The organism is Streptomyces sp. NPDC006296 (assembly GCF_040613235.1).
Lineage (GTDB): Bacteria > Actinomycetota > Actinomycetes > Streptomycetales > Streptomycetaceae > Streptomyces.
Window position 1 is genome coordinate 112262 of record NZ_JBEXRT010000020.1, and the last position, 13347, is coordinate 125608.

A 13347-nucleotide genomic window follows, 5' to 3' on the forward strand; every position below is an offset into this window, starting at 1 on the left:
TGTTCCTCAGCTCGACAGCAGGTCGCGGATACTATCCCGGGCCTCGCGCACCGGCCGCGACGCGCTGTGACCCACGGTGTAGGGATACAGCTGCCCCAGCTGCGTACGGACACGCCCTGACTGCGTGCCCCTCGCGGCCTGCACAGCCAAGGTCGTCTCCGTAGCCGCACCTTGGATGTCGCCGGCGAGGAACTGGCATTCCGCCAGGCCGATGCGGTCGAGCGCGTGGGAGCGTCCGGCTTCTGGGCCGCGGGACGCCAGGGCGGTCCGGATCTTATCCGCGGCCTGGGAAGCGTGGCGGCGCGGGTCTGCGCGGGCGAGGTCGAGAAGTCGTCCCCCGGTGACGCCCGCAAGCTCCGCTTCGTCGAAGTAGGCGATCCAGTAGGGCTCGTCGCCGTCCGCGTCTGCGCCGGCGAGGTCCTCAGCAGCCTTGGCGGAGGCCCGTTGGAATCCGGCGACGCGCCCTTGTGCGGCGTACGCCCAGGCCTCGCGAGTGTGAAGCATGGCGCGGACTCGGGGACCGATCACATCGCGGGCGCCCTCCTGGGCGAGGTGGATCAGCTGAAGTGCGTCGTCGGCCCGTTCCCGGTAGAGCATCTGCCGGGCCATCCCGGCCAGCACGTTGGCTCCGAAGACGATGTCGTCGCCGGCGTGAGCAGCGCGGAGGGCGAGGCGGTAGTAGTCCTGCGCGCGGCGGTGCAGTCCGGAGTCCCAGGCCATGGCCGCCGCGGTTCCGGCCAGCTGTGCCATGACGCGGTACAGCCGCTCCGCCACGGCCGGGGCCTGGTGCTCGTCCAGGGCGCCGGAGACTTCGGCGAGCTGACCGAGGACCGCCTTCCCTCGGAGGCCACCGCCGTACTGGTGATCCCACTGGCGGAAGGCCTTCGCCGCGGTCTCCAGTTCCTCGACTTCTCGCATGCCGAGTCGGCCAGGTCGGCGTTGTCCTGGGACGGTGGCGGCCGGGACGAGCCACCCTTCGAGGCTGTCGAGAAGCGCAGCGCCGCTTACTGCGGCACCGGCGAGGGCGCTGGTGAGGTCCCTTCGGTCCATCACGAGATCACTCCTGGTGAGGTGGGTGGCCAGGTCCACGGTGGCGTCGCGCCGCCACGGGATCTCGCCTGCGTCCGGCCGGTCACATGGAGCATCTGGTCGGTCCTGCCGTGCTGGGCGGTTGCTCTCCCAGGGGCGTGGCGCGAGGCCGAGCAGGCCACCAGGGATGCGGAGGCCGTCGGCGATCCGGCACACCACGTCGAAGGACGCCACGCGCTGGGATCCGCTGATGATCGTGGACACCTTGCCGGGGGTGAGCTGGCAGGCGGACGCGATGCGGTTCTGGGAGAGGCCGCCCCACTTCTTGATCAAGGTGAAGACGGCGGCGAAGTCGTGCTCGATGAGCGCTGCCTGGACATCTGCTCTGTCGAGCACATCTGGGGCGAGCAGGCCGGGGGTGGTGGCATCCATGGGCTGACTTCCGTTGCGATTCTCTGCACGCGCAGGCGCCTTACTGGAGCGCCAACGAGTGTATGACCGCCTCGGTAACCCCCGCCGGGCATACCGCAGTTAAGTCTGCGAGACGACGCTGTGATGACGACGGAGACCGCAAGCTAAGCGGAGAGAGCCATAGCGATGACGACCAGCTCGACCACCATCCTGAAGGCCACAAAAGGGCCGGTGTTACGCGATCCTCTGGGACGTCAGTACGTCACAGACACCCAGACAGACACGGTCGCTGTCCTCATGGGAGAGGCATTCGGGAGCGTCTACGTACGTCCTGTTCACGGCGGCCCGGAACGGGCGATCGGCCCGGATCGGCTGCGCTCCGCCACCGCTGCGGAAATCAGAGCGGCGCAGTGACGCGCCGCGTCGTGGGTACCGATGCCCACGACCTCCCCGTCGAGGACATCACCGGGGCGCACTGCCCCGAGCACGGGGTGACGCTTCTCCGGCACACCGGGAGTGACCGCGTATCGCCCCGCCCGGTGGCCGAACCGCAAACTCCCGCCGACCGAAACTCCGCAGGCCAGGCGGGCCCGCCCTCGAACAGGGGCAAGTCCACTACAGGAGGAAGCACATGACCATTGCGTTGCAGCGTCCCGTGGGCACCACCGACCCGACGACCCTCGTCGGCTCCGAGATGATGGATCGGCTCGCCGGCCGCATCACCAAGGACCACCCCGACACCGACCTGCCCACCGCGCGCCGCATCATCGGCCAGGCCGCGGCGTTCATCGCCGCGAGCGCGGCCCTGCCCGGCGCAGAGTTGGCACCGAGCAAGGCCGTGGACGTCGGCTGGCACACGTGGATCCTCCACACCGTCGACTACGCCGCTTTCTGCAACCGGGTCGCCGGCCGGTTCATCCATCACGTCCCCACTGCGGAAGGCGCGATGGTCCAAGGCGGGTCCGCTGCCGCACGTCAGCGCACCCTCGACGCGATCACGGCGGCAGGATTCCGAATCGACCACGACCTGTGGCCCGGTGTCGCCAAGACGAGCGAGTGCTCCCAGTGCCACGCTGGCTGCACGGACAGTCCGAACAGCGGCAAGAAGTAGCACCATGTAGCCGGCCGCCCGGTGTACGACCGGGTGGCCGGCCCTGCGAACGGAGCAGCCAACAGTGAGCCAGACCCAGGCGTGGGACACCTACTCGAAGCAGAAGCCGGAACGGCGGTCCACCAACGCCGCCGGCCAGTCGACATGGTTCAACTGGACCCAGTACCCCGACCACGGACCCGGTGCTGAGATCCTCGGTCTCAGTGTCGGCGGGGCCGCCCTCGACCTCGGCTGCGGCAAGGGCGGAAACCTGGCCCACCTCGCCACCCTCGGCGCCCAGGCCGTGGGGGTCGACGTCTCACTGGCCCAGATCAAGGCGGCCGGAGCCCGCTGGTCCGATATGCAGATGGCGCTGCACCGCACCGAAGCACGATGTTTCCTCGAGGAAACCGGCGACAGCTACGACGCCGTGTTCTCCGTGTTTGGCGCCGTCTGGTTCACAGACCCCGCGCTCCTGCTCCCCGCGATCCGACGGCGGCTGCGCCCCGGTGGGGTCCTCGCGTTCTCGCAGAGACCGCCGATCGAGGGCTGCTACGGGTGCCAGGCGTCGTACATCAACCGCTCCGAGGACGAGGACCCGCTCGTCGTGAAGCGCTGGGACTACGAGCCCGACCGGTGGGCGGAGCTCCTCACCGAGCACGGCTTCAGTGCGGCGACCGCACGGGTCCTGCCCGCCCCGCCCGGGCCGCGGAAGGTCGGCACGCTCCTTGTCCGCGCCCACGCGTAGGGCGGGACGGTCCTCTTCACGTCCGTACGAGGTCGTGGAGGGGGACGTCGAGCGCGTCGGTGATCAGCAGCGGGTGATCGAGGAGCGGCGAGTGCGTGGCCTGTCGGGACTCGCACATGTCTGGCCTGGGGGCGGTGAACTGCGGGAACACCATGATCGTTTAGGTGGTATTTAGGCGACGCCTCTCACCCCGAACCACGCGAACACGCGTCAGTCCCCGTGAACACCTAAGCCCAGCACCGGAGATCGCTTCTCCGACCTGGGCCTTAGGTCCCATTCGCTTGTGCCATCGGCAGGATCCGAACCTACGGCACCCGCTTTAGGAGTTCGATCTGAGTCGACTATGACGGCTGTCGTCGCCTGGGACGGCCGCCGGACGGAGTTGCTGGCGTCCCCTCCCGTCCGGCGTCGTTGATGTCAGCCGTTGATGTCGGAAGCCGAAGAAGTGACGCTCCGGGTATCCGACCTGCGGTTGGGCAATCGATCAGCGCTGTGACCTGCAGCTAAGTTGTCAGCGTTGGGCATTGTTGAGCGCCCTTCCGCGGCCCCGAGGCGGCCCAGGGAGGGCGCTCCTAAGGTGCGATGACACCTCGGCAGGACGGTTGCCGAGACCTACACGTTAGGTGGTTCCTGAGCCTCAGTGTGGGATTGGGGCCGGCTCGCCCCAGTGGTCGCTGTGCTTCGCTGTTGTACAGCCGCCCGCTGCTCCTGGATGAGCAGGAAGGGCGCCATGTATCCCGTAGCCTCGACAGTCGTGGCCCGCCCGCTCGCGATTAGGGCCACGCCCGCCAGAAGTGCGACAACGGTTACCACTGTGTACCCATCGATCAGGGGCGCTAGGTGGATTTGTTGGAGACGATGTCTCATGATGGGTATCGGTTCCTGCCTGTGAAGGGCTGTGGACCTTGAGGCCACCCGCTTCGTTGTCTAGGCGCGCGGGTGGCCTCTCTCCTCTTTACGGAGAGCTTCTCAGTCGTGTGGGGTTTATTCTGGGCACCCAGTACAGAAATCACAAATCAGCAGGTCAGGAGTGGTCTGAGGGGTGGTGCGGTTACTAATCAAGAATTACAGTCAAGGACTGTAATTAAGAACCGCAATCAAGGACTGTAATTAAGGATTGAGATCAAGGATTGCGGTCAAAGATTACAGCTAAAGATTGCAATGGCGAGTGATTGTCCTTGAAATGTTGAATCTTCTGTGCTAGATGGCAACATTGGGTGAATAACGCACTGTCCACCTCAACCCACCACTCGCCCCGGCTCCCATCCCGTCCGCCTTCGACCCACACACCGTGGAGCGGTCGTGGTTCAGGGCGTCAAGGTGGAGCGCGCCACTGTACGAACGACCTTGACGCCCTGGGCCGCGACTGCTCGGCTCTGCCTGGGTCGAAGGTGGTCGGGATGGGAGCCCCACGACGCTCGCCCCGCTCCGGCCGGCACTCGCGAACGGTGCCCCGTCCATCCCGGAGTCTGAGCGCCCCCGCCGGAGGCATGTCTTGAAGCCGCGGGCTTGGTTCTCGTCTCATGCCCCGGGCCTATCCAGTTGTGGGCGCGCGTCGGCGGCGGCAGCGTCGAGCGGGCCGGAGGCAGGAGCGCGGGCGCGGCCAGAGCCGGGGAAGCGCGCCCGGCGGAGCGGAGCGCAGCCGGGTGCCTTGATGAGGTAGAGAAACCTGTAACAGCTCTAGCGTCGGTCAAACAGAGTGCGAGTCGTTCGGCAGGAGGCGGCTGGTGAAACCGGCTTGCCGGAGTCGCTGATATGCCTCGGCTACGTCGGCAGGTACGGGCTGGCGGATCATGAATCCCCGATCCGGAGGCCCGGTCGTGAGTGACCGCTGCCGTTGATGTCAGAAGTAGATGTCAAAGGCCACCTAGGAGCGTTCCTAGGTGGCCTTTTCCCTTGTGCCCCCGGCAGGATTCGAACCTGCGACACCCGCTTTAGGAGTTCGCCCGGGAGCGCTTACGAGCTCGGCCAACGCGACTTCTGTCGCGCTGCGCCGTGTGTGGAAGTGCTCTCCGGTGCAGTGGTGTGCGCCCACGTTGCCGTCACTGATTGCCGTCAGGCGCCCAACCGACGGCAAGTAGGTGCGAGCTGGCAGCGAGCAACTCTGGGTATGGCTCTGCCATCCGCGCCGCCGCCATGGCAGAGGCAATCAGGTCATCGGTTGGCCCGTCGCCCGGCTGCTGTTCAGTCGCCTTTACGAGGGACCACGCCGGTCCCTCGATACCGAAGACCTGAACGTTCTGGAGACCTGCGGCGACCAGTTCCGCCACGAGCTCTTCGGCTCGGTGGAAGTACGACAGGGTGAATCCCCGCACTCCGTCGTAGACAGCCGTCTCCAGGATCTTGGAGACGGACGCATGGATTCGTGGGGTGTGCAGGTGGGCGTACGTCACGTGCTCGAAGAGCGACGCATAGCGATTGATCGCGGCTGCGGCGACCAGTCCGCCAGGCTTGGCTACGCGCAGCGCCTCAGCCAGCGCCTGCCGCCGGTCGGAGGGGTTGGGCAGGTGGTAGAGCGGGCCGAGGAGCTGCACGACGTCGAAGCTGTCGTCTGGCTCGACCAGGGCACGCGCGTCCCCCACGGCCGCTGGGCACACCGCCGATGCGGCCTCAACGTGACGGGGCACCGGGTCCACCAAAGCGACTTCGTACCCGTCCTTCACCAGCCACTCAGCATGAATCCCGGTCCCCCCGCCCACGTCGAGCACACGCGCCGGCGTGGGGGGCAGGAAGCGTCGGAGGAGTTCTTGAGTCCTGGCCAGTTCCATCCGACCGTCTGCCGAGCTGCGCAGGCGGCTGTCCTCGTTGACCGTCTCGCCATAGAACCGCATCACGGAGGGAGCCAATTCGAGATTCGACATGGTCGCAGTATCGTGTGTACCGGTGGACCAGTCCAGCGCAGGAATTAGGGGAAACCATGGCAGTCCTGAAGTACGAAGAGATCGCAGAGTTCCTGCGCGCCCGCATTGCCGCTGGTGAACCCGGCCCGGGGGAGACGATCCCGTCGGGCCGCGAGTTGGCAGAGCAGTGGGATGTGTCACGGGCTACCGCCATCAAGGCCGTCGATGTGCTCAGGAACGACGGCGTGGTCGTGGCCAAGCAGGGAACCGGGTTCGTCGTCACAGAAACGCCCGTGGCACGACCTGCCGGCGCTCGCCGCGCAGGGTCGGCGCGCATCCTGGGCGGCATGCCGTTCCTGCGCGTCGGTACGCCTGACTGGGCGGAACCCCCCGCCCACGTCGCCGCCGCCCTCCGCCTCTCCCTCGGGGCTAAGGCGCTTCGGCGCGTTCGCGTCCTCCAGCTCCCGGACGGCACCCCGAACAGCTGCGTTGAGGCCTGGTTCCCCCCGGATGTCGCGGAGGTGGCACCACGCCTTGCCGACACCAACCCGATCGCCGAAGGCACAACGCGCTACGTCCGGCGCCAGACCGGGCGAGGCCCGGCCGAAGGCGTAGACGTCACCACCGTGCGACTTGCTTCGGAGACGGAGGCAGACCGCTTGAAGGTGCCGCAGGGGGCACCGGTGGCTGTGCTTCTGCACACGGCTTACGACGAGCAGGGGAAGCCGCTGGTCTGCGAGGAGGGCGTGACGCCGTCCTCGTTCTTCGAGCAGGTGGACACTTACCCCATGTAGACGCGCTGCGAGCAACAGATATGGCTGGACCGGTCCACCGGTTCAGCTTTTTTGTTGCCTCCAAAGTGCTCCCCACCTGGTGTTTTCATCTCGACGACGCGGCGACACGTGGATTCTTCGCTTGACTGGACCGGTCCACCGGTCCAGTCTCTTGTTGTGGCCATCGCCCGAACCGGAATCTCCGGAGGGGGCCGATTCCGTCACGCCAAAACTCAACAGCGTGATCCACCGCGTCAGTACAGCCGTGACCGTTCCGGCCGAGGCGAGTGGAGACCAGCCGACCGAGAAACGACCCCCTTCACACCGGGGTCCACACCCCCTGACCGGGGAACGCCATCGGCTCTAAGAACCGCACGGCACACCTTCGAAGCTGCCACCTCAGACTTCCGGGATTTCGGATCTCCCCGGAACGAGCAGCGCCGTGCGACATCAGGAGAACCGAAGCACCAGCGCTCACGGTGCCCGGCATTCCGGCCTGCCTTCTCGGTGGGCTGCGGTGCCGGGTCGCCGTGGTCGCTCGTAGCCCACGAACGACCCAGACGGTGCGAGGCCCCGGTGCGGACACACCGGGGCCTCTTCTCGGGCCGTCCCACCGTGAGGAGAAAACGACCCATGCAGACCATCGCTGCACTTCAGGCACTTGTTACGGCCGCGTCGCTCGACTTCGAGCCGTCGGTTGCTGAGCTGGACGCGATCGACCGGGAGATGCCGCTCATCCGGGCGGAGGTCGCCCTGCTGGACGCGCAGATCATGACCATCGACCGCCCGACCAACGAGCTGGACACCCGCCGGGTCCGCCGGGCCCGTAACCGGGTGCTGGCCGCCCGCCGGGACCTGACCAACCGCGCCGGCACCGAGCACACCGGCGGTGCCGCGTGAACGCCAAGACGGTTCTTCCCGCCGTCGGCATGACGGCCGTGTCCATGGTCCTCACGCTGGCCGTGGTGATGATGTGGCTGGGCACGGCGATGCCGTGGCCGGTCGCGCTCGTCGTCGGTCTGGGGATCGACGGCGGGTGGCTCGCCACCCTCGCCTACGAACGCCGCCTGGCCGCGCAGGGCGACCACTCCACCCCGGTCACCCTTGTTGGCTGGACGTTCGGTCTGGTCGCGACCGGTGTGCTGGTCGCTCACGCCCTCACCGCCGACGAGTCGACCGGTGCGTGGCTGGCCGTCGCATGGCTCCCCATCGCGGCCAAAGCCCTGTGGCTGGTGCACGGACTGTGGGAGCGGACCGCGCTCACCGGTGAAGCCCTGGACGCGATCCAGGGCATTCAGCAGGAAGCCCGCGACGAAGCCGCAGTGGCCCGCGCCCGGCTGCGGGCCGAGGCGTCCACGGAGGAGACGCGGTTGACGGCTGTGACGCAGGCCGGTGCCCGCGTCGCACACGTCCAGGCACGCACCGCCGACACCCTGTCCCGGGCCTGGTCGACGCTGGAGACGGCGCGGGAGGGCGAGGGCACCGGACGGGCCCTGACCAGCGTGACGAGCCGCGTCACAGCAGGTGTCGCGTCCCGGTGGGAGCTGCCTGTCTGGGGGCCCACCGAGCCGGTTTCGGCGTTCGCTCTGGAGTCGGCCGGCGCCCTCTCCGACGACGCCTTGGACGCGCTCGTGGACCAGGTCCGCCACAGCGAGACCCCTGCCCTGTCCTACCGGGAGATGGCGTCACGCTTCCGTAGCGCCGGGCACTCCGCGTCCGAGGTCCGGTTGCGGGCCGCGTGGAAGCGCGTGGCCGCCTGATGGGCGCGCTGCCCGTCTACCGGTGGCGGCTCGCCCCGGACGGCTACGCCACCCGCCGTCAGCTCCGGGCCGTCGGGCTGCGGCCTGGCGGTCAGGAGGTGGCCGCGCAGTTGGAGCGGCCCCGGCGCCGTCGGGGCCCGCTGGTCGCCTTCCTCTACCGCGTCGACCGGGCCAAGCCGGTCCGGCCCATGACACCCGCCCGCATGGCCGCTCTCGAAGCGGCCATGCGGGCCCGCCGCACCTGCCCCGCCTGCCGTCGTGACGCCGGGTACTGCATCCCGCGCTCCCTCGGCATGTGCGTGCCCTGTTCGGACATCAAGTCCGCCGCCTGAGCGGCGACGATCGGAGTGACGTAGTGAAGCTGACCGTCAGCACACACAAGCTCTTCGGCTACCGCTCGACTCTGCGCACTGCGAAGCGCCTGTGCGAAGAGGCCGTGCGGGTCGTGGACCGGTCGGTGGCCGGCCGGATGCCCGACGTGCAGGTCGTCCTCACCGGTGAGCGGGACCTCGCCGAGGTGACCACGGCCGCCGAGTGGGAGACCGCCGGATGCACCGACAAGCGGATCCAGGCCCGGGCACTTCGGGACGCGAAGCGGTACGCCCGGGACGTTGCCGGGCGGTCCATCCCGCTCGCCGACGGCGGGGTCCTGGTCGTCATCAACGTCGACCAACACCCCAACGAAGCGGTGTTCGCCATCACGCTCGTGCACGAGCTGGTCCACGCGATGCAGAACAGCCGCAAGGGCGTCCGTGACCGCCTTGTCGCCGGTCTGCGCCACGACCTCGGTGTCGAGCGCCTGTCACGCCGCGAGAGCCGTGAACTCGACCGCCTCTTTGAGGCCGACGAGAAGGAGGCGTACGGCTGCGAGTACCTCGCCGGCCGTCTCGTCCCCGCCGCCGCAGCCTGACCCGCCCCAACCCCCGCCCACTTCCTCGCCCCCAAGGTTGGGGCAGTCAGGAGTCGTTCCGTCATGAGCGACAACGTCGTTCCCCTCTTCGAAAAGACCACCCCCGCCCCCATGAAGCCCGCACCGGTCGAGACAGCTGCTGTAGCAGCGGCGACCGCTGAAAGGCCGCCTGTGCCCCTGTGGGTCCGCTCCGGGCGGGCCGTTCGCACGGTGGCCACCCACGACACCACCAAGACCGTCTGCCGCGCGACGGCCCGCCACGGCCTCTACGTGCTGGGCGGGACGCGGATCGTGGCCCGTCGCACGTGGGAGGGCCGCACCGCCTCGCGGTATGAGCGGCTGCTGCGTGCGGCGGAAGCCGCGGGGAACATGGAGGCCGCCGCCGAGTGGGAGGAGCGCGGGCAGCGCTTCCGCCAGGAACGCCACCGGCGCCGCATGGACCTGCTCACCGCCCCGATGGACGCGGCCAAGGGCATCGCGGCCGGGGCCGGGATCGCGGCCGGTGGCCTGCTGCTGCTCGGCATCATGCTCGCCGTGGCGAACAAGGACTGGACCGACATCGGCGCCCCGACCATGGCGCTGATCGAGCTGGTCCGCTGGATCGTCTTCATCATCACCGTGACCTGGGGGCCCCTGGTCACGATCGGCCCGTGGGCGGTCCTGCTCGGCCTGTGGGCCGTCGGCAAGCACCAGCAGGCAGCACCCCAGTGGGCCCTCCCGGCCAACGTGCGCTCGGGTGAGGGCGAGCCGATCACCCCGTCCATCGTCGTCCTCGCCCTGCGCAACCTCGGTATCGCACCCCTGCGGAACGCCATCAAGGAGATGGGCGATGCCGGCGCGTCGATGCTGGGCCCGATCCGGATCGCCGGATGCGGAGTCGAGGTGGACGTGACCCTGCCCTCGGGTGTCTCCACGAACGAGGTGCAGAACAAGCGGCGCAAGCTCGCTGAGAACCTGTCCCGGCATGAGCACGAGGTGTTCATCACGATCCCGCAGGCCGCCCGCACCGTCCGGCTCTGGGTCGCGGACTCCGGGGCGCTGGACGAGCCGATCGGCCCGTCCCCGCTGACCACCGACCAGGACCTGACCGCGAACTACAAGACCGGCAAGGCCCCGTGGGGCCAGGACCTGCGCGGCGACGCCGCCGCCCTGAGCCTCTACCAGCGCCACCTCCTCATCACCGGCCTGTCCAACCAGGGCAAGACCGCAGCCTTGCGAGCACTCGCCCTGTGGCTGGCGCTCGACAAGACGGTGGAGTTCCGGCTCGCGGACCTGAAGGGCGCCGGGGACTGGGCGATGTTCGACGGCCTGGCCACGGTGCTGATCCAGGGGCCGACCGACGACCACGTCATCCAGGCAACCGAGATGCTGGAAGGCGGCGTGAGCGAGATGGAGCGCCGGTTGCAGGCCCCGACCGGGACCGTGTTCCCGCCGCTCGTGCTGCTGGTCGACGAGGCGCAGGTGGCGTTCATGTGCCCGGTCGTCGACGGCGAGAAGCGACCGTACGGCGGGTCCAAGGCCACCTCCCGCTACTTCATGGCCGCGCGGAAGATCCACAACCAGGGCCGGGCCGTGAACGTGACCCTGTGGCAGGGCACGCAGGACCCCACCGACCAGAACCTTCCCAAGCTGGTCCGCGAGGGCGCCCACACCCGCGCCTCCCTCGCGCTCGGCACCGAGTCGCAGGCCCGCATGGCCCTGGGTGACAAGGCCGTCGACGGCGGGGCCGCCCCGAACCTGCTCCGGCCGGGGCTCGACAAGGGAACCCTCGTTGTCGCCTCCGACGGCATCGCGATCCCGGCCGGCCAGGCGTCCATCACGGTGCGCACGCACTTCATCGACACCGACGAAGCCGCGCTCATCACCGCCCGGGCCCGCGCCATGCGGGACGGGGTCACCACGCTCCACGTCATCGAGCAGGGCGAGGAGCGCGACGCGCTCGCCGACATCGCCACGGTGATCGGGAACACGAACCGGGTCCTGACCCAGGACGTGCTGCAGCGGCTCGCGGTGCTCTCCGAGGACAGCTACGGGAGCTGGACGCACGCCGACCTCAAGCGCGTCCTGGACGGCACCGCCGCCGAGCCCTACAAGTCCGACGGCCGCATGGTCATCGGACGTGAGCGCATCGCCCGCGCCCTCACCAACCGGGACACCGACGGTTCCGCTTCCGCTTCCTGAACACAGGGAGCCACCCCCGGGCGGGTCAGGGAGGCAGGGAGAACTCCCTCACCGCCTCCCTGACCCGCCTCCCTGGACCTGACCAGCCCAAACGATGTTCAGGGAGGCAGGGAGTCACCCCAGCTCAACACCCCTGAAGCCCTCTCCCGGCGCCTCCCGAGGGGGTGCTTCCGCCTCCCTGACCCCGCAATGGAAGGGATTCCACATGTTCCCCGAGAACACCGGCCACCGGCCCGCCGAGCAGGCCGTGACCCTCCACCACCCCACCCCCATCGCGCCCTACCCGGCCGCTCCGGTCGTCCCGGTGCAGCGCGGTGGCGTCCCGTCGGTTGCGTCGATCGTGCTGCCGGACGGGCGGGTCATCACCGGCTACGCCATCGACCACACCCGGCCCGAGCCGGTCACCGCCAAGCCGGTCGTCTCCCGCGCGGCGGTGAACATCGCCCTCGGAGGGATCGGGTTCGCCGCCGTCTGCGGCGGGCTGCTCCTGCTGACCACGTTCATCGCCGCACTCGCCGCCCTGGTCCAGCAGCTCATCATCCTGGCCGCCGTCATCCTCGGTGGCTTCATCGCCGTCCAGGTCCTCACCACCGGCCGGCACAACAGCGGCACGACGGTGAACATCCGCAAGGCCGTCATCAAACGCAACCACTTCCACGGCTGACCAGCCGTGGCCACCCTCCTCGACTGGCGCGACCACCGACACTTCGACGCCTCCCGGAACCTGCCGTGCGTGCTCTGCGGCAAACCCACCCCCCTGCGCAGCCACGACCGCGAACCGGTCCACAAGGTGTGCGCCGAGGACTGGTGCGACCAACACCCCACGTCCAACCGCTTCCACAACTGACCCTCGAAGGGACACCCGTGAACACTCCCAGCAACCCCGCCCGCCACCCGGCCAAGGCCGCCGACGCGCTGCGGACCTTCAACCACGCCACCCTGCCCGGCCGCCCCGTGCCCGCCCTCGCCTACCCCGGCACCATCTACAACGCGATCGGCTCGTTCGCCACGCTCGCCCACCGCCTGCCGCAGGCGTTCGATCACATCGCCCTCGCGCTAGCCGACCTCCACCAGGCCGGACATCTCACCGCCGACCACGGCACCCCCACCCAGCACACCACCACCGCCGTGGCCGCCCTGCGCGAGGCCGAACGCCTCGCCACCGCACTGACCGACGCCCTGGAACGCGCCCACAGCGCGTCCAGCCCCCTCGGCTACTGCGGCCCCATGCCCGAGGACGACGACCTGTAGCTACGCCGACGGCGGCCCCCGTCTCGCCAAAGTCCGGGGCCGCCGTCGTCCAGCAGCTCACTCACGAGAACTGGAGACATCCAGCATGACCCAACCCACCGCCATCCGGCGAGTAGCCGCACCCCCGCCCCTGCTCGCCACCGCCCTCGACCTCGCCGCCCGCACGGTGCCGACGCTCCCGCTGCGGGTCGGGAAGCTCCCGTTCGGGAACTGCGCGGCCTGCGCCAACAACGTGTGCGGTGGCCGGCCGGTCATGAAGACCGCCGGGCCCTGCACCTGTCCCGGTGTCTGCCACGGCTGGGCCGCCGCCACGACCGACACCCGCACCCTCACCTCACCGGCATGGGTGCGGGC

At 69.0% G+C, this 13347-nt stretch carries 15 protein-coding genes and 1 pseudogene; 13 read left to right on the forward strand and 3 right to left on the reverse strand.

Annotated elements, in window-relative coordinates; translation table 11 throughout:
- Positions 1-6: 6 nt before the first annotated feature.
- Positions 7-1461, reverse strand: coding sequence for a helix-turn-helix domain-containing protein (locus ABZ172_RS16710; RefSeq protein WP_356884455.1), 1455 nt, complete (start codon positions 1459-1461; stop codon positions 7-9).
- Between the two features lie 165 nt (positions 1462-1626).
- Here ABZ172_RS16710 and ABZ172_RS16715 point away from each other — a divergent pair, with 165 nt between their 5' ends.
- The 3 genes from ABZ172_RS16715 to ABZ172_RS16725 all read left to right on the forward strand — a co-directional run bounded on the left by ABZ172_RS16715 (position 1627) and on the right by ABZ172_RS16725 (position 3278).
- Entirely contained in the window at positions 1627-1854 is a 228-nt protein-coding gene (locus ABZ172_RS16715) for a hypothetical protein (protein ID WP_356884456.1), read from the forward strand.
- 217 nt (positions 1855-2071) lie between these two features.
- Entirely contained in the window at positions 2072-2551 is a 480-nt protein-coding gene (locus ABZ172_RS16720; RefSeq protein WP_356884457.1) for a hypothetical protein, read from the forward strand.
- Between the two features lie 64 nt (positions 2552-2615).
- Complete coding sequence (locus ABZ172_RS16725; protein ID WP_356884458.1) at positions 2616-3278, forward strand: class I SAM-dependent methyltransferase; 663 nt, start codon at positions 2616-2618, stop codon at positions 3276-3278.
- Between the two features lie 16 nt (positions 3279-3294).
- On the opposite strand, the gene ABZ172_RS16730 is transcribed toward ABZ172_RS16725, so the two are convergent.
- Complete coding sequence (locus ABZ172_RS16730; protein ID WP_356884459.1) at positions 3295-3432, reverse strand: hypothetical protein; 138 nt, start codon at positions 3430-3432, stop codon at positions 3295-3297.
- 1888 nt (positions 3433-5320) lie between these two features.
- Positions 5321-6139, reverse strand: coding sequence for a class I SAM-dependent methyltransferase (locus ABZ172_RS16735; protein ID WP_356884460.1), 819 nt, complete (start codon positions 6137-6139; stop codon positions 5321-5323).
- Between the two features lie 56 nt (positions 6140-6195).
- Here ABZ172_RS16735 and ABZ172_RS16740 point away from each other — a divergent pair, with 56 nt between their 5' ends.
- From ABZ172_RS16740 to ABZ172_RS16785, 10 genes and pseudogenes are all read left to right on the forward strand, one after another.
- Positions 6196-6912 carry a GntR family transcriptional regulator gene (locus ABZ172_RS16740; protein WP_356884461.1) on the forward strand — a complete coding sequence of 239 codons (717 nt, stop codon included), beginning with the start codon at positions 6196-6198 and terminating at the stop codon, positions 6910-6912.
- A gap of 612 nt (positions 6913-7524) precedes the next feature.
- Complete coding sequence (locus ABZ172_RS16745; RefSeq protein ID WP_356884462.1) at positions 7525-7791, forward strand: DUF6284 family protein; 267 nt, start codon at positions 7525-7527, stop codon at positions 7789-7791.
- Positions 7788-8651, forward strand: a complete 864-nt coding sequence (locus tag ABZ172_RS16750) for a protein spdB (RefSeq protein WP_356884463.1) — start codon at positions 7788-7790, stop codon at positions 8649-8651. The genes ABZ172_RS16745 and ABZ172_RS16750 overlap by 4 nt, the downstream gene beginning before the upstream one ends.
- Positions 8651-8983: an RRQRL motif-containing zinc-binding protein gene (locus ABZ172_RS16755; protein ID WP_356884475.1), complete on the forward strand. Its 333-nt coding sequence runs from the start codon at positions 8651-8653 to the stop codon at positions 8981-8983. The genes ABZ172_RS16750 and ABZ172_RS16755 overlap by 1 nt, the downstream gene beginning before the upstream one ends.
- A gap of 23 nt (positions 8984-9006) precedes the next feature.
- The gene (locus tag ABZ172_RS16760) at positions 9007-9561 is read left to right on the forward strand and encodes a hypothetical protein (protein ID WP_356884464.1); all 555 of its coding nucleotides are present in this window, start codon (positions 9007-9009) and stop codon (positions 9559-9561) included.
- A gap of 63 nt (positions 9562-9624) precedes the next feature.
- Positions 9625-11742: an ATP-binding protein gene (locus ABZ172_RS16765; RefSeq protein WP_356884465.1), complete on the forward strand. Its 2118-nt coding sequence runs from the start codon at positions 9625-9627 to the stop codon at positions 11740-11742.
- A gap of 205 nt (positions 11743-11947) precedes the next feature.
- Positions 11948-12406, forward strand: coding sequence for a hypothetical protein (locus ABZ172_RS16770; RefSeq protein ID WP_356884466.1), 459 nt, complete (start codon positions 11948-11950; stop codon positions 12404-12406).
- Positions 12407-12412: 6 nt separating this feature from the next.
- The gene (locus ABZ172_RS16775) at positions 12413-12589 is read left to right on the forward strand and encodes a hypothetical protein (RefSeq protein WP_181396565.1); all 177 of its coding nucleotides are present in this window, start codon (positions 12413-12415) and stop codon (positions 12587-12589) included.
- Positions 12590-12606: 17 nt separating this feature from the next.
- Positions 12607-12993, forward strand: a complete 387-nt coding sequence (locus ABZ172_RS16780; protein ID WP_356884467.1) for a hypothetical protein — start codon at positions 12607-12609, stop codon at positions 12991-12993.
- Positions 12994-13078: 85 nt separating this feature from the next.
- A pseudogene (locus tag ABZ172_RS16785) lies at positions 13079-13347 on the forward strand (DNA primase); the annotation flags it as partial.

What these genes read in the sequence shown, in the direction of transcription:
- ABZ172_RS16710 (WP_356884455.1), bottom strand. Translation starts at nt 1,461, where the DNA reads ATGGATGCCACCACCCCCGGCCTGCTCGCCCCAGATGTGCTCGACAGA.
- ABZ172_RS16735 (WP_356884460.1), bottom strand. Translation starts at nt 6,139, where the DNA reads ATGTCGAATCTCGAATTGGCTCCCTCCGTGATGCGGTTCTATGGCGAG.
- ABZ172_RS16755 (WP_356884475.1), top strand. Translation starts at nt 8,651, where the DNA reads ATGGGCGCGCTGCCCGTCTACCGGTGGCGGCTCGCCCCGGACGGCTAC.
- ABZ172_RS16740 (WP_356884461.1), top strand. Translation starts at nt 6,196, where the DNA reads ATGGCAGTCCTGAAGTACGAAGAGATCGCAGAGTTCCTGCGCGCCCGC.
- ABZ172_RS16720 (WP_356884457.1), top strand. Translation starts at nt 2,072, where the DNA reads ATGACCATTGCGTTGCAGCGTCCCGTGGGCACCACCGACCCGACGACC.
- ABZ172_RS16715 (WP_356884456.1), top strand. Translation starts at nt 1,627, where the DNA reads ATGACGACCAGCTCGACCACCATCCTGAAGGCCACAAAAGGGCCGGTG.
- ABZ172_RS16770 (WP_356884466.1), top strand. Translation starts at nt 11,948, where the DNA reads ATGTTCCCCGAGAACACCGGCCACCGGCCCGCCGAGCAGGCCGTGACC.
- ABZ172_RS16745 (WP_356884462.1), top strand. Translation starts at nt 7,525, where the DNA reads ATGCAGACCATCGCTGCACTTCAGGCACTTGTTACGGCCGCGTCGCTC.
- ABZ172_RS16730 (WP_356884459.1), bottom strand. Translation starts at nt 3,432, where the DNA reads ATGGTGTTCCCGCAGTTCACCGCCCCCAGGCCAGACATGTGCGAGTCC.
- ABZ172_RS16765 (WP_356884465.1), top strand. Translation starts at nt 9,625, where the DNA reads ATGAGCGACAACGTCGTTCCCCTCTTCGAAAAGACCACCCCCGCCCCC.